16 protein-coding genes and 3 pseudogenes are annotated in these 23,517 nt (G+C 66.7%); 10 read left to right on the plus strand and 9 right to left on the minus strand.

The features are described from left to right. Window positions 1-172 precede the first annotated feature (172 nt). From greA to dapB, 4 genes and pseudogenes are all read right to left on the minus strand, one after another. Entirely contained in the window at window positions 173-649 is a 477-nt protein-coding gene (gene greA, locus CN538_RS05790) for a transcription elongation factor GreA (protein ID WP_035476167.1), read from the minus strand. After that, window positions 642-3,872: pseudogene (gene carB / locus CN538_RS05795) on the minus strand (carbamoyl-phosphate synthase large subunit). The gene greA and the pseudogene carB overlap by 8 nt, the downstream one beginning before the upstream one ends. 103 nt (window positions 3,873-3,975) lie before the next feature. Further along, window positions 3,976-5,133 carry a glutamine-hydrolyzing carbamoyl-phosphate synthase small subunit gene (carA, locus tag CN538_RS05800; RefSeq protein WP_106418832.1) on the minus strand — a complete coding sequence of 386 codons (1,158 nt, stop codon included), beginning with the start codon at window positions 5,131-5,133 and terminating at the stop codon, window positions 3,976-3,978. 340 nt (window positions 5,134-5,473) lie between these two features. Continuing rightward, window positions 5,474-6,295, minus strand: coding sequence for a 4-hydroxy-tetrahydrodipicolinate reductase (gene dapB, locus CN538_RS05805; protein ID WP_106418833.1), 822 nt, complete (start codon window positions 6,293-6,295; stop codon window positions 5,474-5,476). A 254-nt stretch (window positions 6,296-6,549) separates the two neighbouring features. On the opposite strand from dapB, the gene CN538_RS05810 reads away from it, so the two are divergent. From CN538_RS05810 to CN538_RS05820, 3 genes are read left to right on the plus strand one after another with little or no spacing between them, the layout of a single operon-like run. Next, window positions 6,550-7,650, plus strand: coding sequence for an ABC transporter substrate-binding protein (locus CN538_RS05810; protein ID WP_106420558.1), 1,101 nt, complete (start codon window positions 6,550-6,552; stop codon window positions 7,648-7,650). Next, on the plus strand, window positions 7,637-8,743 hold the full coding sequence (locus CN538_RS05815; RefSeq protein ID WP_106418834.1) for a FecCD family ABC transporter permease: 1,107 nt from the start codon (window positions 7,637-7,639) through the stop codon (window positions 8,741-8,743). The genes CN538_RS05810 and CN538_RS05815 overlap by 14 nt, the downstream gene beginning before the upstream one ends. Continuing rightward, window positions 8,737-9,483 (plus strand): ABC transporter ATP-binding protein, encoded by a 747-nt coding sequence (locus CN538_RS05820; protein WP_106418835.1) that lies wholly within the window; start codon window positions 8,737-8,739, stop codon window positions 9,481-9,483. The genes CN538_RS05815 and CN538_RS05820 overlap by 7 nt, the downstream gene beginning before the upstream one ends. Here the strand turns inward: CN538_RS05820 and CN538_RS05825 are convergent. Continuing rightward, window positions 9,480-10,118, minus strand: coding sequence for a DMT family transporter (locus CN538_RS05825; protein ID WP_340638320.1), 639 nt, complete (start codon window positions 10,116-10,118; stop codon window positions 9,480-9,482). The genes CN538_RS05820 and CN538_RS05825 overlap by 4 nt on opposite strands. Then, window positions 10,013-10,408: a hypothetical protein gene (locus CN538_RS25015; RefSeq protein WP_340638276.1), complete on the minus strand. Its 396-nt coding sequence runs from the start codon at window positions 10,406-10,408 to the stop codon at window positions 10,013-10,015. Before CN538_RS25015 ends, CN538_RS05825 begins: the two co-directional genes overlap by 106 nt. Here CN538_RS25015 and CN538_RS05830 point away from each other — a divergent pair. From CN538_RS05830 to CN538_RS05835, 3 genes are all read left to right on the plus strand, one after another. Then, a complete protein-coding gene (locus CN538_RS05830) occupies window positions 10,403-11,569 on the plus strand; it encodes an esterase-like activity of phytase family protein (protein WP_106418836.1) in 1,167 nt (388 codons plus the stop codon). The two genes, CN538_RS25015 and CN538_RS05830, sit on opposite strands and share 6 nt — an antisense overlap. Before the next feature lie 265 nt (window positions 11,570-11,834). Further along, complete coding sequence (locus tag CN538_RS24140) at window positions 11,835-12,491, plus strand: MFS transporter (protein WP_277985102.1); 657 nt, start codon at window positions 11,835-11,837, stop codon at window positions 12,489-12,491. Beyond that, on the plus strand, window positions 12,488-13,489 hold the full coding sequence (locus CN538_RS05835) for an MFS transporter (protein ID WP_277985103.1): 1,002 nt from the start codon (window positions 12,488-12,490) through the stop codon (window positions 13,487-13,489). Before CN538_RS24140 ends, CN538_RS05835 begins: the two co-directional genes overlap by 4 nt. Window positions 13,490-13,596: 107 nt before the next feature. Here CN538_RS05835 and CN538_RS05840 read toward each other — a convergent pair whose 3' ends face one another. Continuing rightward, entirely contained in the window at window positions 13,597-14,685 is a 1,089-nt protein-coding gene (locus CN538_RS05840) for a substrate-binding domain-containing protein (RefSeq protein ID WP_242495583.1), read from the minus strand. Window positions 14,686-14,876: 191 nt separating this feature from the next. Here CN538_RS05840 and CN538_RS05845 point away from each other — a divergent pair, with 191 nt between their 5' ends. The 4 genes and pseudogenes from CN538_RS05845 (at window position 14,877) to CN538_RS05860 (ending at window position 20,127) form a co-directional block, all read left to right on the plus strand. Further along, window positions 14,877-15,383, plus strand: coding sequence for a formate dehydrogenase subunit gamma (locus tag CN538_RS05845; protein WP_106420559.1), 507 nt, complete (start codon window positions 14,877-14,879; stop codon window positions 15,381-15,383). Beyond that, window positions 15,383-16,938, plus strand: a pseudogene (locus tag CN538_RS05850) (formate dehydrogenase beta subunit). The gene CN538_RS05845 and the pseudogene CN538_RS05850 overlap by 1 nt, the downstream one beginning before the upstream one ends. A gap of 2 nt (window positions 16,939-16,940) precedes the next feature. After that, window positions 16,941-19,827: pseudogene (fdhF, locus tag CN538_RS05855) on the plus strand (formate dehydrogenase subunit alpha). Window positions 19,828-19,863: 36 nt separating this feature from the next. Continuing rightward, window positions 19,864-20,127 carry a formate dehydrogenase subunit delta gene (locus CN538_RS05860; RefSeq protein ID WP_106418838.1) on the plus strand — a complete coding sequence of 88 codons (264 nt, stop codon included), beginning with the start codon at window positions 19,864-19,866 and terminating at the stop codon, window positions 20,125-20,127. Between the two features lie 127 nt (window positions 20,128-20,254). Here CN538_RS05860 and dnaJ read toward each other — a convergent pair whose 3' ends face one another. Together dnaJ and dnaK are read right to left on the minus strand one after the other, a co-directional pair. Continuing rightward, a complete protein-coding gene (dnaJ, locus tag CN538_RS05865) occupies window positions 20,255-21,406 on the minus strand; it encodes a molecular chaperone DnaJ (RefSeq protein ID WP_106420560.1) in 1,152 nt (383 codons plus the stop codon). A 98-nt stretch (window positions 21,407-21,504) separates the two neighbouring features. Next, window positions 21,505-23,466, minus strand: coding sequence for a molecular chaperone DnaK (dnaK, locus tag CN538_RS05870; protein WP_106420561.1), 1,962 nt, complete (start codon window positions 23,464-23,466; stop codon window positions 21,505-21,507). Window positions 23,467-23,517: the final 51 nt, after the last annotated feature.

A 23,517-nucleotide genomic window follows, 5' to 3' on the forward strand; every position in this document is an offset into this window, starting at 1 on the left:
GAAGAGATCAGAAGGCGCCTGAATGAAAAGAAGCCGCGACAGTGTCGCGGCTTCTTTTTTTGGCTTGCGGCTATCTGTTTTGCGAGCGCTTGCGAGCCAGCCACCAACAAGGCGAAAGCGGCCGAAGCCGCTTTCAATGCCGTTTGACCGACGCGCGGCTGGGCGCGTGCGATCAAATATGCTCGACGCCGGAGATCTCGTACTCAACGTCCCCACCCGGCGTACGCACGTTGACCACATCGCCTTCGCTCTTGCCGATCAGGGCCCGAGCGATCGGGGAGGTGACCGAGATCTTGCCCGCCTTGATGTTGGCCTCGTCCTCACCGACGATGCGGTAACGCACCTCTTCGTCGGTTTCCAGGTTGAGCAGATCCACGGTAACCCCGAAGATCACCTTGCCGGTGCGCGGCATCTTGGCCACGTCGATCACCTGGGCGTTGGAGAGCTTGCCCTCGATCTCCTGGATGCGCCCTTCGATGAAGCCCTGCTGCTCGCGCGCGGCGTGATACTCGGCGTTCTCCTTGAGATCGCCATGCTCGCGCGCCTCGGCGATCGCCGCGATTACCCGCGGGCGCTCCTCGCCCTTGAGATGGTTGAGCTCTTCGCGCAGCGCCTGCTCGCCGTGGACGGTCATCGGGACCTTATTCATTGACTGCTCCTGCATGCTGTTCCTGAAGCCGCCGCACCGTGATCTCGTTGCCATACTCCAGCGCCATGCACACAGCACGCGCCCCTGCAGCGTCGTGGCATAGGGCACCTTGCGCGCCAGTGCGGTACGCCGGATGACCGAGGAGTCATTGATCGCCTGACGGCCTTCCGTGGTGTTCACGATATAGGCGATCTCGTCGTTCTTGAGCAGATCGACGATATGCGGACGGCCTTCATAAACCTTGTTGACGACGGCGACCGTCAGCCCGGCCTGCTCCAGAGCCTGGGCCGTGCCACGGGTCGCCACGAGATCGAAGCCCAAGGCTAGCAGAGATTGGGCAACCTCGATAACACCCTGCTTGTCAGGCTCGCGCACCGACAGGAACGCCTTGCGCTCGCCGCTGAGCTTGGGAATCGCTTCCCCCGCGCCCAGCTGCGCCTTGTAGAAGGCCTCGGCAAAGGTGGTACCGCTGCCCATCACCTCACCGGTGGACTTCATCTCCGGCGACAGAATCGGATCGACGCCGGGGAACTTGTTGAACGGGAAGACCGCTTCCTTGACGCTGTAGTAACCCGGGATGATCTCGCGGGTGAAGTTCTGCGCCGCCAGCGTCTTGCCGGCCATGCAGCGCGCCGCGATCTGGGCCAGCGAGGTGCCGATGCACTTGGAGACGAACGGCACCGTGCGCGAGGCGCGCGGGTTGACCTCGATGACGTAGATCTCGCCATCCTGCCACGCCAGCTGCACGTTCATCAGGCCGACCACGTTGAGCTCGACCGCCATCTGCTTGACCTGTTCGCGCATCGCGTCCTGAACGTCGGCGGGCAGCGAGTAAGGCGGCAGCGAACAGGCGGAGTCACCGGAGTGCACGCCGGCCTGCTCGATGTGCTGCATGATGCCGCCGATCACCACCTGCTCGCCGTCGGAGACGGCGTCGATGTCGATCTCCACCGCAGCCTTGAGGAAGTGGTCGAGCAGCACCGGCGAGTCGTTGGAGACCTTGACCGCGTGGGTCATGTAGCGCTCCAGCTCCTCGGCCGAGTAGACGATCTCCATCGCCCGGCCGCCGAGCACGTAGCTGGGGCGCACCACCAGCGGATAGCCGATCTTCTCGGCCTTGACGAAGGCGTCCTCGAAGCTGCGCGCAGTGGCGTTGGGCGGCTGCTTGAGCCCCAGCTTGTCGATCATCTGCTGGAAGCGCTCGCGATCCTCGGCGCGGTCGATCGCATCCGGCGTGGTGCCGATGATCGGCACACCGGCGGCTTCCAGGGCGCGGGCCAGCTTCAGCGGGGTCTGGCCGCCGAACTGCACGATCACCCCGACCGGCTGCTCCTTGTCGGCGATCTCGAGCACGTCCTCCAGGGTCACCGGCTCGAAGTAAGGCGGTCAGAGGTGTCGAGTCGGTGGAGACGGTCTCCGGGTTGCAGTTGACCATGATCGTCTCGTAGCCGTCTTCGCGCATGGCGAGCGCGGCGTGGACGCAGCAGTAGTCGAACTCGATGCCCTGGCCGATCCGGTTGGGGCCACCGCCGAGCACCATGATCTTCTGGCGGCTGGAGGGCTCGGCCTCGCACTCCTCTTCATAGGTGGAGTACATGTAGGCAGTGCTCGAGGCGAACTCGGCGGCACAGGTGTCGACACGCTTGTAGACCGGGCGGATATCGAGCTGGTGGCGGCGTGCGCGCACCTCGCTCTCGGCCACGCCCAAAAGCGCCGCGAGACGCGCGTCGGAAAAGCCCTTGCGCTTGAGCCGGAACAGCTCGTCGGCATCGAAGTCGTGCAGCGCGCGCTTGGCCACCTCGCCTTCCAGACGCACCAGCTCCTCGAGCTGGACCAGGAACCAGCGGTCGATATTGGTCAGCGCGAACACCTCGTCCACGCTCATGCCGCTGCGCATGGCGTCGGCGACGTAGAAGATGCGGTCGGCGCCGGCGGCCTGCAGCTCGCCCTGGATCAGCGCCATGTTCTCGGGGCCGAAGTCGGCGACCTTGGGATCGAGCCCGTCGACACCGATCTCCAGGCCGCGCAGCGCTTTCTGCATCGACTCCTGGAAGGTGCGGCCGATCGCCATCACCTCACCCACCGACTTCATCTGGGTGGTCAGGCGGTCGTTGGCCTGGGGGAACTTCTCGAAGGTAAAACGCGGAATCTTGGTGACCACGTAATCGATCGAGGGCTCGAAGGAGGCCGGAGTGGCGCCGCCGGTGATGTCGTTCTGCAGTTCGTCGAGGGTGTAACCCACCGCCAGCTTGGCGGCGATCTTGGCGATCGGGAAGCCGGTGGCCTTGGACGCCAGCGCCGAGGAGCGCGACACCCGCGGGTTCATCTCGATCACCACCATGCGCCCGGTATTCGGATCGACGCCGAACTGCACATTGGAGCCGCCGGTCTCGACGCCGATCTCGCGCAGCACCGCAAGCGATGCGTTACGCATGATCTGGTACTCCTTGTCGGTCAGCGTCTGCGCCGGCGCTACGGTGATGGAGTCGCCGGTGTGCACGCCCATGGGGTCGAAGTTCTCGATCGCGCAGACGATGATGCAATTGTCGTTCTTGTCACGAACGACCTCCATCTCGTACTCCTTCCACCCCAGCAAGGATTCGTCGATCAGCAGCTCGTGGTTGTTGGAGAGCTCGAACCCGCGACCGCAGATCTCCTCGAACTCCTCCTTGTTGTAGGCCACGCCGCCGCCGGAGCCGCCCATGGTGTAGGAGGGACGGATGATCACCGGGAAGCCCAGCTCGCCCTGAATCTCCCACGCCTCGTCCATGGTGTGAGCGACCTTGGCCTTGGGGCACTCCAGGCCGATGTTCTTCATCGCCTTGTCGAACAGATCGCGATCTTCGGCCTTGTTGATGGCATCGGCGTTGGCACCGATCATCTCCACGCCGTGCTTGGCCAGCACGCCGTGCTTGTCCAGGTCCAGCGCACAGTTGAGCGCGGTCTGCCCGCCCATGGTCGGCAGAATCGCCGAGGGGCGCTCGCGCTCGATGATCTTCTCCACCGCCTGCCAGGTGATCGGCTCGATATAGGTGGCGTCGGCCATCACCGGGTCGGTCATGATGGTGGCCGGGTTGGAGTTGACCAGGATGACGCGGTAGCCCTCTTCGCGCAGCGCCTTACAGGCCTGGGCCCCGGAGTAGTCGAATTCGCACGCCTGCCCGATGACGATGGGGCCGGCGCCGATGATCAGAATGCTGTCGAGATCCGTACGTTTTGGCATGCGCTAACACTCGTCGAATAAGGTGGTGCCGGCGGCGGCCGCCGGCCCTGAAAGAGTCAAATCCCGCTGCTGGCTGCTCGTGTCAGCCACCGCTGTCGGCGCCTCAGGCGGCGCTTTGCTGATGACGCTGCATCATCGACACGAAACGATCGAACAGCGGCGCCACGTCCTGCGGCCCGGGACTCGCTTCCGGGTGACCCTGGAAGCTGAAGGCCGGCCGGTCGCTGAGCTCGATGCCCTGCAGGGTGCCGTCGAACAGCGAGCGATGGATCGCCCGCACGTTGTCCGGCAGGCTCGACTCGTCCACCGCGAACCCGTGGTTCTGGCTGGTGATCATGACATGACCGCTGTCGAGATCCTGCACCGGGTGGTTGGCGCCATGGTGGCCGTGGTTCATCTTGAGCGTGCGCGCGCCGGCGGCGAGCGCCAGCAGCTGGTGACCGAGACAGATGCCGAATACCGGAATCCCGCTCTCCAGGATCTCGCGGATGGCGGTGATGGCGTAGTCACACGGCTCCGGGTCACCGGGGCCATTGGCCAGGAACACGCCGTCCGGATTCATCGCCAGCACCTCGCTGGCCGGCGTCTGCGCCGGCACCACGGTCAGGCGGCAGCCGCGCGAGGCGAGCATGCGCAGGATGTTGCGCTTGACGCCGTAGTCGTAGGCCACCACATGGTAGGCCCGCTCACCCTGGGCGGTGTCGGCATAGCCCAGCCCCAGCGCCCACTCGCCTTCGTGCCACTCATAGGTTTCGCGGCACGACACCACCTTGGCCAGATCCATGCCCTTGAGCCCGGGGAAGGCCCGCGCCGCGGCCAGCGCCCGTGCCACCGCGTCGTCGCCGGTGGCCTCGGCGCCCGCCAGGATGGCGCCGTTGAGCGAGCCCTTGCTGCGCAGCAGCCGGGTCAGGCGGCGGGTGTCGATATCGGCGATGCCGAGCACGCCGTTGGCGGCAAGGTAGTCGGACAGGCTCTGCTCGCTGCGGAAGTTGCTGGCCAGCAGCGGTAGGTCGCGGATCACCAGCCCGGCCGCGGCGATCGCGCCGGACTCGACGTCCTCGCGATTGATGCCGGTATTGCCGATATGCGGGTAGGTCAGCGTGACGATCTGGCGGGTATAGGAGGGGTCGGTGAGGATTTCCTGATAGCCGGTCATGGCGGTGTTGAACACCACCTCGCCGCTGGTCTGCCCATCGGCACCCAGCGCAGTGCCGTGGAATACACTGCCATCTTCGAGCGCCAGTATCGCAGGTCTATTCAAGGCCTCATCCTCCTCAGCGGGTCACCAACGAATGGCAAGGGAACACCCCCTGCCCTAGGGTCTGCCGGCCGTCGCCAAGCGCGAGATCATGAGGTGCACAGTCGGGTCGTCGGGCTAAGCCGGGTCGTAAAAAAGCGGGACGAAATCCGGAAGACCGGTTCCATCCCGCTTGCTTGTCCTGATCGACACGATCCTGGTCGACGTGCTCATCGACTGCATTGCCTGCGGCTGCTCTCTCGCGGTGGCGTTCGCTCGGCCAAATTGGCGCGATGATACCGGAAAGTGGCCGCCGGCTCTACCCCGAAGTCAATGCCACCTTGGCGGTAGCCGGCGGCGTGACTCAGGCTTTCAGACCGAGCACATCCTGCATGTCGTAGCGCCCGGCCTCGCGCGCGGCGAGCCAGCGCGCCGCGCGCACTGCGCCCTTGGCGAAGGTCATGCGGCTGGAGGCCTTGTGGGTGATCTCGATGCGTTCGCCCTCGGTGGCGAACATCACCGTGTGCTCACCGACGATATCGCCCGCCCGTACGGTGGCGAAGCCGATCTCTTTCTCGGTACGCGGACCACACTGGCCGACCCGCTCGAACACGCCGTATTGCTTGAGCGGACGCGCCAGGGCATCGGCCATCACCTCGCCCATCTTCAGCGCGGTGCCGGAGGGCGCATCGACCTTGTGGCGGTGGTGGGCCTCGACCACCTCGATGTCGTAACCCTCGTCGCCCAGCGCGCGCGCGGCGGTGGCAAGCAGATTGAGAGTCAGGTTGACGCCGACGCTCATGTTGGGCGCGAAGACCATCGCCACCCGCTCGCGGTAGCCATCGAGTTCGGCCAGTTGGGCCTCGTCGAGGCCGGTGGTGCCGATCACGATCGCCTTGCCGTGGTCGGCGCAGAAAGCGAGGTTGGCCAGGGTGGTGGCGGGGCTGGTGAAGTCGATCAGCACATCGAAGTCGTCGGCGATGGCGGCCAGGTCGTCCGTGGCAGCCACGCCCAGGCGGCCGATGCCGGCGAGTTCACCCAGGTCGGCGCCGACCAGCGAGCTGCCGGTGGAGACGCTACCGCCGGCCAGACTGGCCCCGTCATCCTGCTGCACGGCACTGACCAGGTTGCGGCCCATGCGGCCGGCGGCGCCGACAATGGCGATACGGGGGGCGTGAGAAGGCATGCGATCTCCAGCGGTAGGGTAAGCGTCGCGGCAGTATAACAACTGCCGCCGGGGCCCGCGCGACGCCTGTCGGCAGCCCCCGGCAAGCCTGGGTGCAGCGCTGGACGCCCCGGAATCACTGCGACATACTAGCACTCCTTCGCAAATAAGAATCATGCGTAACTAACCCATTCGCCACTCTGCCGGATCTCGCCGTGACTCAGCCACGTTCCCTCTTCGCCGGATACGCCGCGAGGCTCGTTCGTCTCACCGTCATCACCCTCGCCCTCGGCGGCACCGCCAGCGCCTGGGCCGACCCGATCACGGTGACCGATATCGCCGGCCGTCAGGTGACCCTCGAGGCGCCGGTGCAGCGCGTCATCCTCGGCGAGGGCCGCCAGATCTATCTGCTCGCCGCGCTCGAGCCCGACAATCCGTTCGCCCATGTGGTGGGCTGGCGCCACGACCTCGCCGAGGCCGACCCGGACAACTACGCCGCCTACGCCGCCAAGTTTCCCGAGATGAAGCAGATCCCCACCTTCGGCGGCTTCAAGGATGGCACCTTCGACGTCGAGCAGGCCGCCAGTCTGCACCCGGACGTGGTGCTGATGAATCTGGAGGCCAAGGCCGCCCCCGAAGACGCCGGCTATGACACCAAACTGGCCGCGCTGGGCATTCCGATCGTCTACGTCGATTTCCGCGAGAAGCCACTCGAACACACCATCCCCTCGATGCGTCTGATGGGGCGTCTGCTCGGCGACACCCAGCGCGCCGAGGCTTTCATCGACTTCTCCCAGGCGCAGATGGCTCGGGTCACCAACAAGATCGCCGCCGCCGATCCGGCGCGACCCAAGGTGTTCATCGATCGCGCCGGCGGCTACTCCGACGATTGCTGCATGAGCTTCGGCCCCGGCAACTTCGGCGAATACGTCGAACTCGCCGGCGGCCACAACATCGCCGACGGCATCATTCCCGCGACCTTCGGCACCCTCAACCCGGAGCAGATCATCGCCGCCAACCCCGATCAGGTGGTGGTCACCGGCGGCAACTGGGGCGCCTACGTCCCTGGCGGCAACTGGGTCGGCGTGGGCCCGGGGGCGGACATGCAGAAGGCCCGGGCCAAGCTCGAGCAACTGACCCACCGCACCGCCATGACCGGTATCGAGGCAGTGAAGAGCGGCCAGGTCCACGCCATCTGGCACCAGTTCTATAACAGCCCTTATTACTTCGTGGCGGTGCAGCAGCTGGCCAAGTGGTTCCACCCGGAGCTATTCGCCGATCTCGACCCCGAGGCCACCCTGCGCGAGCTGCATCAGCGCTTCCTGCCGGTGGACTATGCCCCCGGCTACTGGGTATCCCTGCATGACGACGACTGAGAGTTCCCGCGTGGCCGCCGCGCCGTCGCGTGCGGCCGCCTTCGCCCCGGCCGCGGCCGATGATGCCAATCTCTATCGCCGGCTGGTGCTGCGGCGCCAACTGATCCTGGCCGCGCTGGCCCTGGCGCTGTTCGCCAGCCTGTGTGTCGACCTCGCCCTGGGGCCGGCGCGTTTCGGCCTGGACCAGGTAATCGCGGCGCTCTTCACCCCCGGCTCGGTGGAGGATTCGCTGCGGGTGATCCTGTGGCAGATCCGCATGCCGGTGGCGCTGATGGCGCTGGTGGTGGGCGCCAGCCTGTCGATCGCCGGCGCCCAGATGCAGACCATCCTCAGCAATCCGCTGGCCAGCCCCTTCACCCTCGGCATCTCCGCCGGTGCCAGCTTCGGCGCCGCACTGGCGCTGGCCTTCGGCGTGACCCTGGTGCCGGCGCTGGTCGACTACGCGATCCCGCTCAACGCCTTCATCATGGCGATGCTGACCGCGCTGGCGATTCACTTCCTGAGCATGCGCCGCGGGGTGACGATCGAGACCATCGTGCTGCTGGGCATCGCCATGGTGTTCATCTTCAACTCGCTGATGGCGCTGATCCAGTTCTTCGCCAGCCAGCAGGCGGTCTCCGCGGTGGTGTTCTGGACCATGGGCAGCCTGACCAAGGCGACCTGGCCCAAGCTCGGTATCGCCTTCGCCGTGCTCGCGGTGGTGGTGCCGCTGCTGGCCCGCCACGGCTGGGCGCTGACCGCCATGCGCCTGGGCGACGCCAAGGCCGAGAGCCTGGGCGTCAAACCGCGGGCGCTGCGCCTGGAGGTGTTGATCATGGTCTCGCTGCTGGCGGCAATCGCCGTCTCCTTCGTCGGCACCATCGGCTTCGTCGGACTGGTCGGGCCGCACATCGCGCGCCTGCTGCTGGGTGAGGATCAACGCTTCTTCCTGCCCGGCTCGGCGCTGTGCGGGGCACTGATGCTCTCGGTGGGCTCGGTGCTGTCGAAGGTGATCATCCCCGGCACCATCATTCCGATCGGCATCATCACCTCGCTGGTGGGGATTCCGTTTTTCCTGTTCTTGATCCTCAACCACAAGAAGAACGCATGGTAACGCTGACGCTGGACCGCCTCTCGGCGCGCTACGGCCGCCGCCAGATCCTCGCCGATATCTCCACGCCGCCGCTGCATGGCGGCCAGGTGGTGGCGCTGCTCGGCCCCAACGCGGCGGGCAAGTCGACCCTGTTCCGGCGCATCCTGGGGCTGCTCGAAGGGGAGGGTGAGGTACGCATCACTGGCACTCGCAGTGAGCGTCCGATCGCCTACATGCCCCAGGACAACGGCGCCACCGCGGTGCTGACGGTCTACGAAGCGGTGCTGCTGGCGCGCATGCAGGGGCGCCGCCTCAAGGTGGCGGATGCCGACCTCGGCGAGGTCGACAAGGCGCTGGCAGAGCTCGGCATCGACACCCTGGCCGGGCGTGACATCGGCAACCTGAGCGGTGGCCAGCGGCAGTTGGTGGGCGCGGCCCAGGCGCTGGTGCAGTCCCCCGATATCCTGCTGCTGGACGAGCCCACCTCGGCGCTCGACCTCCACCGCCAGATCAGCCTGCTCAGCATCCTGCACCGACTGGCCCAGGAGCGGAACATGCTGATCGCCGCGCTCCACGATCTCGGCCATGCCCTGCGCTTCGCCGATCAGGCGCTGGTGATCGAAAGCGGGCGACTGGTCGACTGCGGCCCCTGCGAACAGGTGGTGACACCGCAGATGCTGCGCCATACCTTCCAGGTCGAGGCGCGCATCGAGCCCTGCTCCCAGGGAAGGCCGCAGTTGATCGTCGAAGCCGCCATCTAGTCACCCGTGCTCGGGCTCCCCGCGCCCAGGCGCCGCCGCGGCCACCCCAGGCGCCGCCCCTCCAGCGCTGCCAGCATGGCGCCCCCCAGGACCAGCGGCAGGGCCAGCACGAAGCCGCTGGAGAGCGGCTGTCCGAACAGCCACAGATCCGCCAGTATCGGCCAGATCAGCGCCACGTACTCGAACGGCGCCAGCTTGGATACCTCGGTCATGCGCAGCGCCAGCGTCATGCAGATATGCGCCGCACCGCCGAACAGCCCCGCCAGCACCAGCAGCAGCAGTGTCGGCCAGGCCACCGAGACCCAGCCCAGGGCAGCGGTCGCCAGCCCCGCCAGCGTGGTCACCAGCACGAAGTAGAACGCGATCGAGGCGGGCGTCTCGGTGCGCGAGATGCGCCGCACCGTGAGCAGCGCCCCCGCGGTGAGCAGCGCGGCGGCGATACCCAGAGCGTAACCGGTGATTCGCGCCGGGGTCGGGCCGCCACGTAGTTCGGGCAGGATCAGCACCCCGACCCCGATGAGCACCAGCGTCAGCGCCGCCAGGCGGTGGCGGGTGAGCCGTTCACCCAGCAGCAGGATCCCGCCCAGCGCCAGCGCCACCGGCGCCAGCTGGGCCAGCAGGGTCGCCTCCGCCACCGGCAGCCGCGCCACCGCGGCGAAGGAGGCGAACATCGCCGCCGCCCCCAGCCCCGAGCGCAGCAGATGGCCGAGCGGCCGCTGAGTGGCCAGGCGCGCGGGAATTCACGCCGCCACAGCATGAAGAGTACGATCGGCAGCAGCGCGAAAGCGGAGCGAAAGAACACGGTCTGCCCCAGCGGCACCTCGTCGCTGACCGCCTTGACGCAGACCAGCATACCGGCGAACAGCAGCCCCGAGAGCAGCCGCAGCAGAATACCGGCCAGCGGCCGGTCCGTGGTGTCATGCATGATAAAGGCGTCTCCTCGGGGGCAGATGATTCGGCTTCAGCGAGCGGGCGCCATTATACCCGGGAGCGTCTCGCCTCGCCGGGACAACGATCCGCACGGCCTTGGGCTAGAGTAAGACAGTCCCCTGATCATCGGAGCCGTCATGTCCGCGCGTTTCCGCTCTCGCTCCCCGCTCGCCCCCATCGCCTGCTGACCCTCGCCACACTGGGGCTGGTCGGCTGCAGCGCCACGCCGCAACGCACCGCCCTGGCCCCCGATGCGCTGCTCGCCAGTACCCCGAACATCCGTTGGTGCGGCACCCTAGCGCTGCCCGGCAAGTGGCAGGATGGCACTCCGGTTGGCGGGCTCTCCGACCTTGGCTGGGATGCCGATGAATCGCTGCTGTTCCTGATTTCCGACCGCGGCTGGCTGCACCGAGCACGGCTCAGCTTCAGCGGCAGCGGCGAACTGCGCGGCTACGAACCGCTCGATACTTATCCGCTACGCGACGTCAATGGCGCGATTCTCAAAAGCCGCCGCAGCGATGCCGAGGCGCTGGCACTCGAGCATGCCAACGACGGCGTTCGCGGCAATACCCAACTGGTCATCGGCTTCGAAGGCGCTCCGGCGGCGGGTGCCAAAGGGAACGCCCGCTGGCAGCGCTTCTACCCCTCGGGGCTGGCCAGCGAACCGCCCCACCGCCCCGCGGCGCTGGCCGACGTCGCGGCCAACGGTGGCCTGGAGGCGCTGACCGACACCCCCGATCACGGGCTGATCGGGGGTATCGAGCAACCACCGGCGGGTTGGCCGCCCAAGCTCACTCGGCTGTTCACCCTCGACGGCCAGCACAGCTGGCGCTATCCGCTCAGCGACGATCCCCACGCCGCGCTGACCGCCCTGGAGACCCTCGACGGTGATCTGCTCGCCCTCGAGCGCGCCTTCACCCCACCGGCCTCGTTGGTGATCCGGCTGCGCCGCGCCCATCTCGCCAGCGACGGCAGCGTCACGGTCACCGACCTGGCCCGGCTGGCCAACGGCGACGGCTGGTCGGTGGATAACTTCGAGGGACTGACCCACCTCGGCGGCCGGCGCTATCTGATGGTGAGTGACGACAATTTCAGCCTGATGCAGCGCACCCTGCTGACCTGCTTTGCCGTGGTCGAACCGGTCACCTCGCCCTGAGCGCGTGTTTACAAAATGCCCGCGCTCGGCCGTGCCCGTCCCTATGCATATCTATGCATAATGATTTTCGCTAGTTGTCAGCCCTCCGGTGAGATTCGATCCTGCGCACGACGTCTTCCATGACTGCCTGCGACCTGATAGGCACAGCTTTTCATAGGTAACGACTTCCTCAAGACGGCCCGCCCGCGGCCGATGTAGTGCACGCGGCTGCCATCCGGCCACCGCGTCAGCGCCGACAATACGAAAAATGCAAAGAGGATCGAGCATGAGTGGGATCAACCAAGCCGCCCAAGGCGCCAGCGGCAGTGCCGGTGCGGGGTTCTTCGCCCGCGAGCGCACCATCGCGGGCCCCAATTTCAATCGCTGGCTGGTGCCGACCGCGGCCCTGGCCATTCACCTGTGTATCGGCATGGCCTATGGCTTCTCGGTGTTCTGGCTGCCGATGAGCCAGCAGATCGCCGACGCCCCGGCCAGTTGCAGCAATCTCGGCCTGCTGCAGGCATTGACCACCACCAGCTGTAACTGGAGCGTGGCCCAGGTCACCTATGTCTTCGGTATCTTCATCGCCATGCTCGGCGTCTCCGCGGCGATCTGGGGCGCCTGGCTCGAGCACGCCGGCCCGCGCAAGGCCGGCTGCATCGCCGCACTGTGCTGGGGCGGCGGCCTGATCGTCGGCGGCATCGGGGTCATGCAACATCAGCTGTGGCTGGTCTATCTCGGCTGTGGCGTGCTCGGCGGTATCGGCCAGGGGCTGGGCTACATCACGCCGGTCTCGACCCTGATCAAGTGGTTCCCGGACCGCCGCGGCATGGCCACCGGCTTCGCCATCATGGGCTATGGCGGCGGCGCCATGGTCGGCGCGCCGCTGGCGGTGGTGCTGATGAAGCACTACGCCGCAGAGGCGGCACCGGGGTGGCCATGACCCTGATCACCATGGGCGTCATCTACGCCATCGTCATGGCCTGCGGCGCCATCGGTTTCCGCGTGCCGCCCAACGGTTGGAAGCCGGCCGGCTGGGTGCCGCCGAAGAAAGCGAGTGCCAACGCCATGATCGCCCACGGCCACGTGCACCTGAACACCGCCTGGAAGACCAAGCAGTTCTGGCTGATCTGGGGCGTATTGTTCCTCAACGTGACCGCCGGGATCGCGGTGATCTCGATGGCCAGCCCCATGCTGCAGGATGTCTTCGGCGGCGCCCTGGTGGGTCTGGATGACCGCGAGGCGGTACTCAGCGCCGCGCAGAAAGCCGCCGTGGTGGCCGCCGCCGCCGGCCTGGTGGGTCTGATCAGTCTGTTCAACAGCGTCGGGCGCCTGTTCTGGGCTTCGCTGTCGGACAAGATCGGGCGCAAGAACACCTACTACTGCTTCTTCGTCATCGGCATCGTGATGTACTGCCTGCTGCCGATGTGGGGCCACCTGGGCATGGCCGGGCTGTTCGTGATCTCGATCTGCGTCATCCTGAGCATGTACGGCGGCGGCTTCGCCACGGTGCCGGCCTACCTCGCCGATATCTTCGGCACCCAGATGGTCGGCGCCATCCATGGCCGCCTGCTCACCGCCTGGACCGCTGCCGGCCTGGTCGGCCCGCTGATCATCGCCGCACTGCGCCAGGCCCAGCTCGACGCCGGCGTCGAGCCCAGCCTGGTCTATGACCGCACGCTCTACATCATGGCTGGCCTGCTGTTCCTGGGCCTGATCTGCAATGCCCTGGTCAAGCCGGTCAAGCCGGAGCAGCAGATGAGCGACGAGGAGCTGGCCCGCGAGCGCGCGCTGCAGAAGGAAGACACCGTCTCGGCCAACGCCGAGACCGCTGCCCGCGGCAGCTTCGGTGTCGGCGGCGTACTCGCCTGGCTGGGTGTCGGCGTGCCGTTCTTGATCGGGCTCTACATCGCCCTGGCCAAGGCCGCCGCACTGTTCTGAGGCAGCGCTTCGCCCACCCGTTGCGGCGCGCCGAAGGCGTGCACCGGGCGGGTACCGCCCGAACCAAAGGCGCCCTCTACGGGCGCCTTTGGCGTTTCAGGTACCGCTCAGGTATCGCCTGCCAGCGCCCCGCCCTCGGCCGCACCATCTTCCGCCAGCAGTGCCTCGAAGGTCTGCACCTCACCGCAGCGATCCGGCGCATAGCCGCTGAGCGCCTCCAGCCGGGCGCGAAAGGGCGCCGAGCTCATGAACGCCAGCAGCTCCTGAACGTTGTGACGCCGCAGACGCTCCTCGGGACACACCAGCAGATAGTGCTCGCTGGCCAGCCCCAGGAAATCGAGCCCGAACTGCGCCGCCGCGGCCTCCAGCCCGAAACCGACATCGGCCATGCCGGAGGCGACGTAGGCGGCCACCGCGGTATGGGTGAACTCCTCCTGCTCGGCGCCCTGGATCTGCGCTTCGGCGATCCCCGCCTCGGCCAGCAGCAGCCTGAACAGCAGCCGCGTGCCCGAGTGGACGTCACGGTTGATGAAGCGCTCGCCCGGACGGGTCAGGTCGGCCAGCCCGGTGATTCGCTCGCGCTCGCCGCGACGCAGGATCAGCCCCTGGCGCCGGGTGACGAAGCGGATCACCCGCAACCGCTGCCGCGACAGTGCCGGGTGGTAAGCCTGCATCACCTGAGCCGCCAGGCGCGGCGAGGTGGGCAGATGGAAGCTGGCCAGATCGCAGTCACCGCGCTCCAGCGCGCTCAGCGCCTCTTCCGGCTGGCAGTAGCGCAGATCGAGCTCACCGGCGAAGCCCGGCAGCAGCGCCACGGCATAGCCGTGGGTGGCGTGCAGGCGCAGCACCGGGTGGGCGCCGGCCACCAGCTGCTGCAGCTGATGGTTGAGTTCCGAGGCCATGCTGTCGATCTGCGGCCCCAGACGCGCCTTGACCCGCTGCTCGGACCACGACAGCGTCTCGCCTAGCGGCGACAGCCAGGTGCCGTGACCCTTGCGCATGTCCACCAGCGCCATACCGAAAAAGTTTTCGGCGCGATTGAGCAGGTTCCAGGCGTGGCGGTAGGAGATCCCCGCGGCCTGCGCCGCATGGGTCAGCTTGCCGCTCTCGCGCAGATTCGCCAGCAGCGCGAACAGTACCGGGTCGAGCAGCTCGCCCTCGTCGCTGCGAAACAGCCACGCGGGGGTGATATTCAACTTTTTTCTAAGCATTATCGTTCATATTTTGCGCGCTCGATGGGAGTGCTAGTTTGGGCTTCAGCGGCATCCACTTAAATCAATTAAGAACAATATTTCATATAAGACGATGGACTGACGCGGGCTCCTGACAAACCCGATCGCGGCAGGCCATGCACACGACCAGCCACCGACTCGATGAGAAACAGGCCATGTCACACCCCACTCCGCAGCCCGCCGACACGGCGCTGGCGGCGCAGCTCCAGGCCGTGATCGACCAGCACGCCGCGCGCCCCGGGGCCATGCTGCCATTGTTGCACGCCATCCAGGCGCAGCACGGCTATATCCCCGACGCCGCCGTACCCATGATCGCCGAGGCACTGCGCCATACCCGCGCCGAAGTGCACGGCATCATCAGTTTCTACCACCATTTCCGCACGCATCCCCCGGGGCGCCACGTGATTCAGGTGTGCCGCGCCGAGGCGTGCCAGGCGGTGGGTGCGCGGGCGCTGGAAGCCCACGTCAAGTCCGCGCTGGGGGTCGACTATCATGAGACCACGGCGGATCGCGAGTTCACTCTGGAGCCGGTCTACTGCCTCGGCAACTGCGCCTGCGGGCCGTCTCTGCGGGTCGACGACGAGATCCACGGGCGCATGGACGCCGCCGGCTTCGACCGCCTGACGGCCCAGCTCAGCGCCACCGTGGTGGAGGTGAAATGATGGCGACCACGATCTATGTGCCGTGTGACACTACCGCCCGCTCGCTCGGCGCCGACGCCGTGGCAGCGCGCCTGACGCGGGCCGCCGAGCGCCTGGGTGTGGACATCCAGCTCAAGCGCAACGGCTCCCGCGGGCTGTTCTGGCTGGAACCGCTGGTGGAGGTCGAGACCGCGACGGGCCGGGTGGCCTATGGTCCGGTGGCGCCCACCGACGTCGACGCCCTGGTCGACGCCGGCCTGTTCGAAGGCCGGCAGGAGCACGACCTGGCGCTCGGCGACATCGAGGCGCATCCCTATCTGGCACGCCAGCAGCGGCTGACCTTCTCGCGCATCGGTCTGACCGACCCGCTGTCGCTCGAGGATTACACCGCACGGCAGGGCTTCGCCGGCCTGAAGCAGGCGCTGGCGCTGACGCCCCAGGGTATCGTCGACGAGGTCAAGACCTCGGGGCTGCGCGGGCGTGGCGGTGCGGCCTTCCCCACCGGCATCAAGTGGCAGACCGTTCACGACACCCCGGCGGCGCAGAAGTACATCGTGTGCAACGCCGACGAGGGCGACTCCGGCACCTTCGCCGACCGTCTGGTGATGGAGTGCGACCCCTTCATGCTGATCGAGGGCATGACCATCGCCGGGCTCGCCGTGGGAGCCACCCAGGGCTATATCTATCTGCGCTCGGAGTATCCGCTGGCCCAGGCAATGCTCGACGAGGCGATCGTCCGCGCCGAGGCCGCCGGCTACCTGGGCGATAACATCCTCGACAGCGGCCACGCCTTCCACCTCGAAGTGCGTCTGGGCGCCGGGGCCTATATCTGCGGCGAAGAGACCTCGCTGCTGGAGAGCCTGGAGGGCAAGCGCGGGCTGGTGCGCGCCAAGCCGCCGCTACCGGCGATCGAAGGCCTGTTCGGCCAGCCCACCGTGGTCAACAACGTGCTCTCGCTGGCCGCGGTACCGTTATTCTCGACCAGGGCGGCCAGGCCTACGCCGACTACGGCATGGGCAAGTCCCGCGGCACCCTGGCGCTGCAGCTGGCCGGCAACGTCGCCCGTGGCGGGCTGGTCGAGCTGGCCTTCGGCACCACCCTGCGCGAGCTGATGGAGAGCTTCGGTGGCGGCACGCGTAGCGGCCGCCCGCTCAAGGCGGTGCAGGTGGGCGGGCCGCTGGGCGCCTATCTGCCGCAGAGCCAGTGGGACACCCCACTCGACTATGAGGCCTTCGCCGCCTTCGGTGGTGTGGTCGGCCACGGCGGCGTAGTGATGTTCGACGACAGCGTCGACATGGGCGCCCAGGCGCGCTTCGCCATGGAGTTCTGCGCGGTGGAGTCCTGCGGCAAGTGCACCCCGTGCCGCATTGGCGCCGTGCGCGGCGTCGAGGTGATCGACCGTATCCGCGCCGGCGACGCGGCCGACGACAATCTGGTGCTGCTCGCCGACCTGTGCGAGACCATGGTGGACGGTTCGCTGTGCGCCATGGGGGGCATGACCCCCTTCCCGGTGCAGAGCGTGATGAAGCACTTTCCCGATGACCTGACCCGGCCCCAGGCCGAAGGCGGGAGGTAAGCATGTTGCAATATTTCGAACCCGACGCATCCCACGCCGCCCAGTTCGCCCGTGATCTGGGCACCCCGGCGCGTTTCTCCGAGACCCAGGTGGCGCTGAGCATCGACGGCCACAGCATCAGCGTGCCCGAAGGCACCTCGGTACTGCGCGCCGCGGCGCTCGCCGGCATCACCATTCCCAAGCTGTGCGCCTCGGACAATCTCGAAGCGTTCGGCTCGTGCCGCCTGTGCGCGGTGGAGATCGAGGGCCGCCGCGGCCTCCCGGCCTCCTGCACCACGCCGGTCACCGAAGGTATGGCGGTGATCACCCAGAACGCCCGGCTGGCCAAGCTGCGTCGCAACGTGATGGAGCTCTACATCTCCGATCACCCGCTGGACTGCCTGACCTGCCCCGCCAACGGCGACTGCGAGCTGCAGGACATGGCCGGCGCAGTGGGCCTGCGCGAGGTGCGCTACGGCTTCGACGGCGCCAACCATCTCGACGCCGAGACCGACGCCTCCAATCCCTACTTCAGCTTCGACCCCAGCAAGTGCATCGTCTGCTCGCGCTGCGTACGCGCCTGCAACGAAGTCCAGGGCACCTTCGCCCTGACCATCGAGGGGCGCGGCTTCGACTCCAAGGTCGCCGCCGGGCAGAACGAGCCGTTCATGGACTCCGAGTGCGTCTCCTGTGGCGCCTGCGTGCAGGCCTGCCCCACCTCGACGCTGATGGAGAAGAGCGTGATCGAGCAGGGCGTGCCGGAGCACAGCGTGGTCACCACCTGCGCCTACTGCGGCGTGGGCTGCTCGTTCGAGGCGCAGATGAAGGGCGATCAGCTGGTGCGCATGGTGCCCTACAAGGGCGGCGACGCGAACCACGGCCACTCCTGCGTCAAGGGGCGCTTTGCCTTCGGCTACGCCACCCACAAGGATCGCATCAAGGAGCCGATGATCCGCGACGCGATCGATCAGCCGTGGCGTGCGGTCTCGTGGGAAGAGGCGATCGGTTTCGCCGCCCGGCGTCTGCGTGAGATCCAGACCCAGTACGGGCGCGAAAGCGTTGGCGGCATCACCTCCTCGCGCTGCACCAACGAGGAGACCTATCTGGTGCAGAAGCTGATCCGCGCCGCCTTCGGCAACAACAACACCGATACCTGTGCGCGGGTCTGCCACTCGCCCACCGGCTACGGACTGAAGACCACTCTGGGCGAATCCGCCGGTACCCAGACCTTCGACTCGGTGATGCAGGCCGACACCATCCTGGTGATCGGGGCCAATCCCACCGACGCCCACCCGGTGTTCGCCTCGCAGATGAAGCGCCGCCTGCGTCAGGGGGCGACGCTGATCGTCGCCGATCCGCGGCGGATCGACCTGCTCAAGACGCCCCACGGCGGTAAGAGCCTGCACCTGCCGCTCAAGCCCGGCACCAACGTGGCGCTGGTCAATGCCCTGGCCCATGTGGTGGTCACCGAGGGGCTGGAGGATCACGACTTCATCGCCCGACGTTGCGAGGGCGACGCCTACCAGCAGTGGCGCGCCTTCATCAGCGAACCGCGCAACGCCCCGGAGGCGCTGGAAGCCGAAACCGGCGTGCCGGCGGCCAAGGTCCGCGAAGCCGCCCGCGCTTACGCCACCGCCGGCAACGGGGCGATCTATTACGGCCTCGGCGTGACCGAGCACAGCCAGGGCTCGACCATGGTGATGGGCATCGCCAACCTCGCCATGGCCACCGGCAACATCGGTCGCGAAGGGGTCGGCGTCAACCCGCTGCGCGGCCAGAACAACGTCCAGGGCTCCTGCGACATGGGCTCCTTCCCGCATGAGCTGCCCGGCTACCAGCACGTCGCCGACCCGGCGGTGCGCGAGAAGTTCGAGGCGGTCTGGCACACCCCGCTGGACGACGAGCCGGGGCTGCGCATCCCCAACATGTTCGACGCCGCGATCGCCGGTACCTTCAAGGCGCTCTACGTGCAGGGCGAGGATATTGCCCAGTCGGACCCCAACCCAGCACGTGGAGTCGGCCCTGCGCGCGCTGGACTGCCTGATCGTGCAGGACATCTTCCTCAACGAGACCGCCAAGTACGCCCACGTGCTGCTGCCCGGCGCCACCTTCCTCGAGAAGAACGGCACCTTCACCAACGCCGAGCGCCGCATCAACCGCGTGCGCAAGGTGATGCCGCCGGTGGCCGGAAAGGAGGACTGGGAGGTCACCCAGGACCTGGCCAACGCCCTGGGCTACCCGATGCACTACACCCATCCGTCCGAGATCATGGACGAGATCGCCAGCCTCACGCCGACCTTCACCGGGGTCAGCTACGCCAAGCTGGAAAAACTCGGCAGTATCCAGTGGCCGTGCAACGACGCCTTCCCCGACGGCACGCCGACCATGCACTCGCTGGACTTCCCCATCGGCAAGGGGCACTTCGCGATCACTGAGTACGTCGCCACCGAGGAGCGCACCAGCCGCCGCTACCCGCTGCTGCTGACCACCGGGCGCATTCTCAGCCAGTACAACGTCGGCGCCCAGACGCGGCGCACCGCCAACAGCGCCTGGCATGCCGAGGACGTGCTCGAGATCCACCCCAGCGATGCCGAGCTGCGCGGCATCGCCGATGGCGACTGGCTTGGTATCAGCAGCCGCGTGGGCCAGACCGTGCTGCGCTGCCGCATCAGCGAGCGCATGGCACCGGGGGTGGTCTACACCACCTTCCACCACCCCGGTAGCGGAGCCAACGTGATCACCACCGACAACTCCGACTGGGCCACCAACTGCCCCGAGTACAAGGTGACGGCGGTACAGGTGGAGAAGGTGTCTCAGCCCTCGTCGTGGCAGCAGCACTTCCAGCACTTCGACGCGCGCCAGCAGCACTATCTGGCCGCCGCCGACGACGCCCCGGCCGCGCTCAAGTGAGCGCGGCAGGATTCAGCCAACCGGGGAGAGACGGACATGAGCGATAACACGGCATCGCTGATCAAGATGATCAATCAGATCAGCCTCAACAACCGCCATCACGGCGACGATGCCCAGGCGGCCGAGCAGGTCGCCACCCATCTCAAGAAGTTCTGGGCGCGCCCGATGAAGCGCGACATCATCGCCTACGCCGAAGAGGACGGCAGCCAGCTCGACCCGGTGTCGAAGCTGGCCGTCGACCGGCTCAAGGCACTCTCGACGACGGTCAAGGACTGGGAGGAAACCTCGGACGCGGGCTAGCCGCCGCGACTTGTGCATTGACACACCGCCACCAAGGCATCTTCACCAAGACATCGCCACCAAGAAAAAGCCCCCGCCGGACGAATCCGGCGGGGGCTTTCTCATGGCCCTGCGAGCGGCGCCGAGGTCAGGGCTTCATATCTTCGAAGAAGCGCTTCACGCCGTCGAACCAGCCCTCTTTCTTGGGCGAGTGGCGGCTGGCACTGCCCAGACTCTCCTGGAACTTGCGCAGCAGCTCTTTCTGCTCCTCGGAAAGGTTGACCGGGGTTTCCACAACGACCTTGCATAGCAGATCGCCGGCGGGGCCGCCGCGCACCGGCTTCACGCCCTTGCCACGCAGCCGGAACAGCTTGCCGGTCTGGGTCTCGGAGGGGATCTTGAGCTTGACCCGACCCTCCAGGGTCGGCACCTCGAGCTCACCACCCAGGGCGGCGTCGACGAAGTTGATCGGCACTTCGCAGTGCAGATGACGCCCGTCACGCTCGAAGATCGGGTGCGGCTTGATATCGGCCTGGACGTAGAGGTCACCCGCCGGCCCGCCGTTGAGCCCGGACTCGCCCTCGCCGTTGAGACGAATGCGGTCGCCGGTATCCACCCCGGCCGGAATCTTCACCGACAGCGTGCGCGTCTCGCGGACACGGCCCTCACCATGGCACTTGCGGCACGGCACCTTGATCACCTGACCGCTGCCGTGGCAGGTGGGGCAGGTCTGCTGCACGGCGAAGAAGCCCTGCTGCATGCGCACCTGACCCTGGCCGTGACAGGTCGGGCAGGTCTCCTTGCTCGAGCCCGGCTCGGCGCCGCTGCCGTCGCAGTGCTCGCACTCGATATGACGCGGCACGCGGATGTCGACGGTGGTGCCGAAGACGGCGTCCTCGAGATCGAGCTCGAGGTTGTAGCGCAGATCGCTGCCGCGCTGGGGCGCGTTGGGATTGCGCCGGCCACCGCCGCCGCCACCGAAGATATCGCCGAAGACATCGCCGAAGATATCGCTGAAACCACCGGCCCCGGCACCGCCGAAACCGCCACCACCGAAACCGCCGCCGGCCTGGCCGTCGACGCCGGCATGGCCGAACTGGTCGTAGGCCGCGCGCTTCTGGTCGTCGGACAGCACCTCGTAGGCATCGGAGACCTCGCGGAATTTCTCCGCCGCCTGCTGATCGTCCGGATTGCGATCCGGATGGTACTTCTGTGCCAGCCGGCGATAGGCCTTCTTGATCTCCTTGCCGTCGGCGCCCTTGTCGACGCCCAGCACTTCGTAGTAGTCACGCTTGGACATGACGTTGTTCGCCTCCGTGTCGATGCCGTGCAAACGACAACGCGGGAGTCGTGTCTGGCTCCCGCGCTGCTGCCGTCACACGACGTCAGACGTCGTGATTATTGCTTTTTCCGATCGTCGTTGACTTCCTCGAACTCGGCGTCAACCACGTCATCCTCTTTCTTGCCGCTGGCCTGGGCGTCGTCGGCCTGGGCTCCCGCTTCCTGACCGGCGCCTTCGCCCTGCTCGGCGTACATCTTCTGCGCCAGGTTGCCGGAGGCTTCGGTGAGCGCATCGAGCTTGGCCTGGATGGCATCCTTGTCGTCACCCTTGAGCGCTTCTTCGAGCTCGCTGATGGCGGTCTCGATCTTGCTCTTCTCGTCGGCGTCGACCTTGTCACCAGCCTCTTCCAGCGTCTTGCGCGAGGCGTGGATCATGCCGTCGGCCTGGTTGCGCAGGGCCACCAGCTCTTCGAACTTCTTGTCCTCGGCTTCGTGCGCCTCGGCATCCTTGACCATCTGATCGATCTCATCATCGGAGAGACCGCTGGAGGACTTGATCACGATCGACTGCTCTTTGCCGGTCGCCTTGTCCTTGGCCGTGATGTTGAGGATACCGTTGGCGTCGAGATCGAAAGCGACTTCGATCTGCGGCACGCCGCGCGGCGCCGGCGGAATGTCGGCGAGGTCGAAGCGACCCAGCGACTTGTTCTGCGCCGCCTGCTTGCGTTCACCCTGCAGCGCGTGGATGGTCACGGCCGTCTGGTTGTCTTCGGCGGTCGAGAAGGTCTGGGTCTTCTTGGTCGGAATCGTAGTGTTCTTCTCGATCAGCGGCGTCATCACGCCACCCAGGGTCTCGATGCCCAGCGTCAGCGGGGTCACGTCGAGGAGCAGCACGTCCTTGACGTCACCGCCGAGCACGCCGCCCTGAATCGCGGCACCCATGGCCACGGCTTCGTCCGGGTTGACGTCCTTGCGGGCGTCCTTGCCGAAGAACTCGGCGACCTTCTGCTGCACCATCGGCATGCGGGTCTGGCCGCCCACCAGGATGACGTCGTGGATCTCGCTATTGGAGAGCCCGGCATCTTCCATGGCGGTCTTGCACGGGCCCAGCGAACGGCTGACCAGATCTTCGACCAGCGACTCGAGCTTGGCCCGAGTGACCTTGATCGCCAAGTGCTTGGGACCGGTGTTGTCGGCGGTGATGTAAGGCAGATTGACTTCGGTCTGCTGGGCCGAGGAGAGCTCGATCTTGGCCTTCTCGGCAGCTTCCTTCAGACGCTGCATGGCCAGGCTGTCGCCGGACAGGTCGATGCCCGAATCGCTCTTGAACTGCTGCACCAGGTAGTCGATCAGCTTGAGGTCGAAGTCTTCACCACCCAGGAAGGTGTCACCGTTGGTGGCCAGCACCTCGAACTGCTTCTCGCCATCGACGTCGGCGACTTCGATGATCGAGATATCGAAGGTACCGCCGCCCAGATCGTAGACCGCGATGGTGCGGTCGCCGGTGGAACGATCCATACCGTAGGCCAGCGCAGCCGCGGTCGGCTCGTTGATGATGCGCTTGACCTCGAGACCGGCGATGCGGCCGGCGTCCTTGGTCGCCTGACGCTGGGAGTCGTTGAAGTAGGCCGGCACGGTGATGACCGCTTCGGTCACTTCTTCACCGAGATAGTCCTCGGCGGTCTTCTTCATCTTCTTGAGCACTTCCGCGCTGACCTGCGGCGGTGCCAGCTTCTTGTCGTTCACCTGTACCCAGGCGTCGCCGTTGTCGGCCTCGACGATGCGGTAGGGCACCATCTTGATGTCCTTCTGGACGACATCGTCCTTGAACTTGCGGCCGATCAGGCGCTTGACGGCATAGAGCGTGTTGGTCGGGTTGGTGACCGCCTGACGCTTGGCCGCCTGGCCGACCAGGGTCTCGCCGTCGTCGGTGTAGCCGATGATCGACGGCGTGGTGCGAGCGCCTTCGGCGTTCTCGATCACGCGAGTCTTGTCACCGTCGAGCACGGCGACGCAGGAGTTGGTCGTACCCAGGTCGATACCGATGATGCGTCCCCATAATTCCTCACCTCTAACAATTCGTTGACGATTCGATACGTTGTCTTGGCGGCGCGTGTGGCGCGATTGACT

The organism is Salinicola tamaricis (assembly GCF_003006155.1).
Lineage (GTDB): Bacteria > Pseudomonadota > Gammaproteobacteria > Pseudomonadales > Halomonadaceae > Salinicola > Salinicola tamaricis.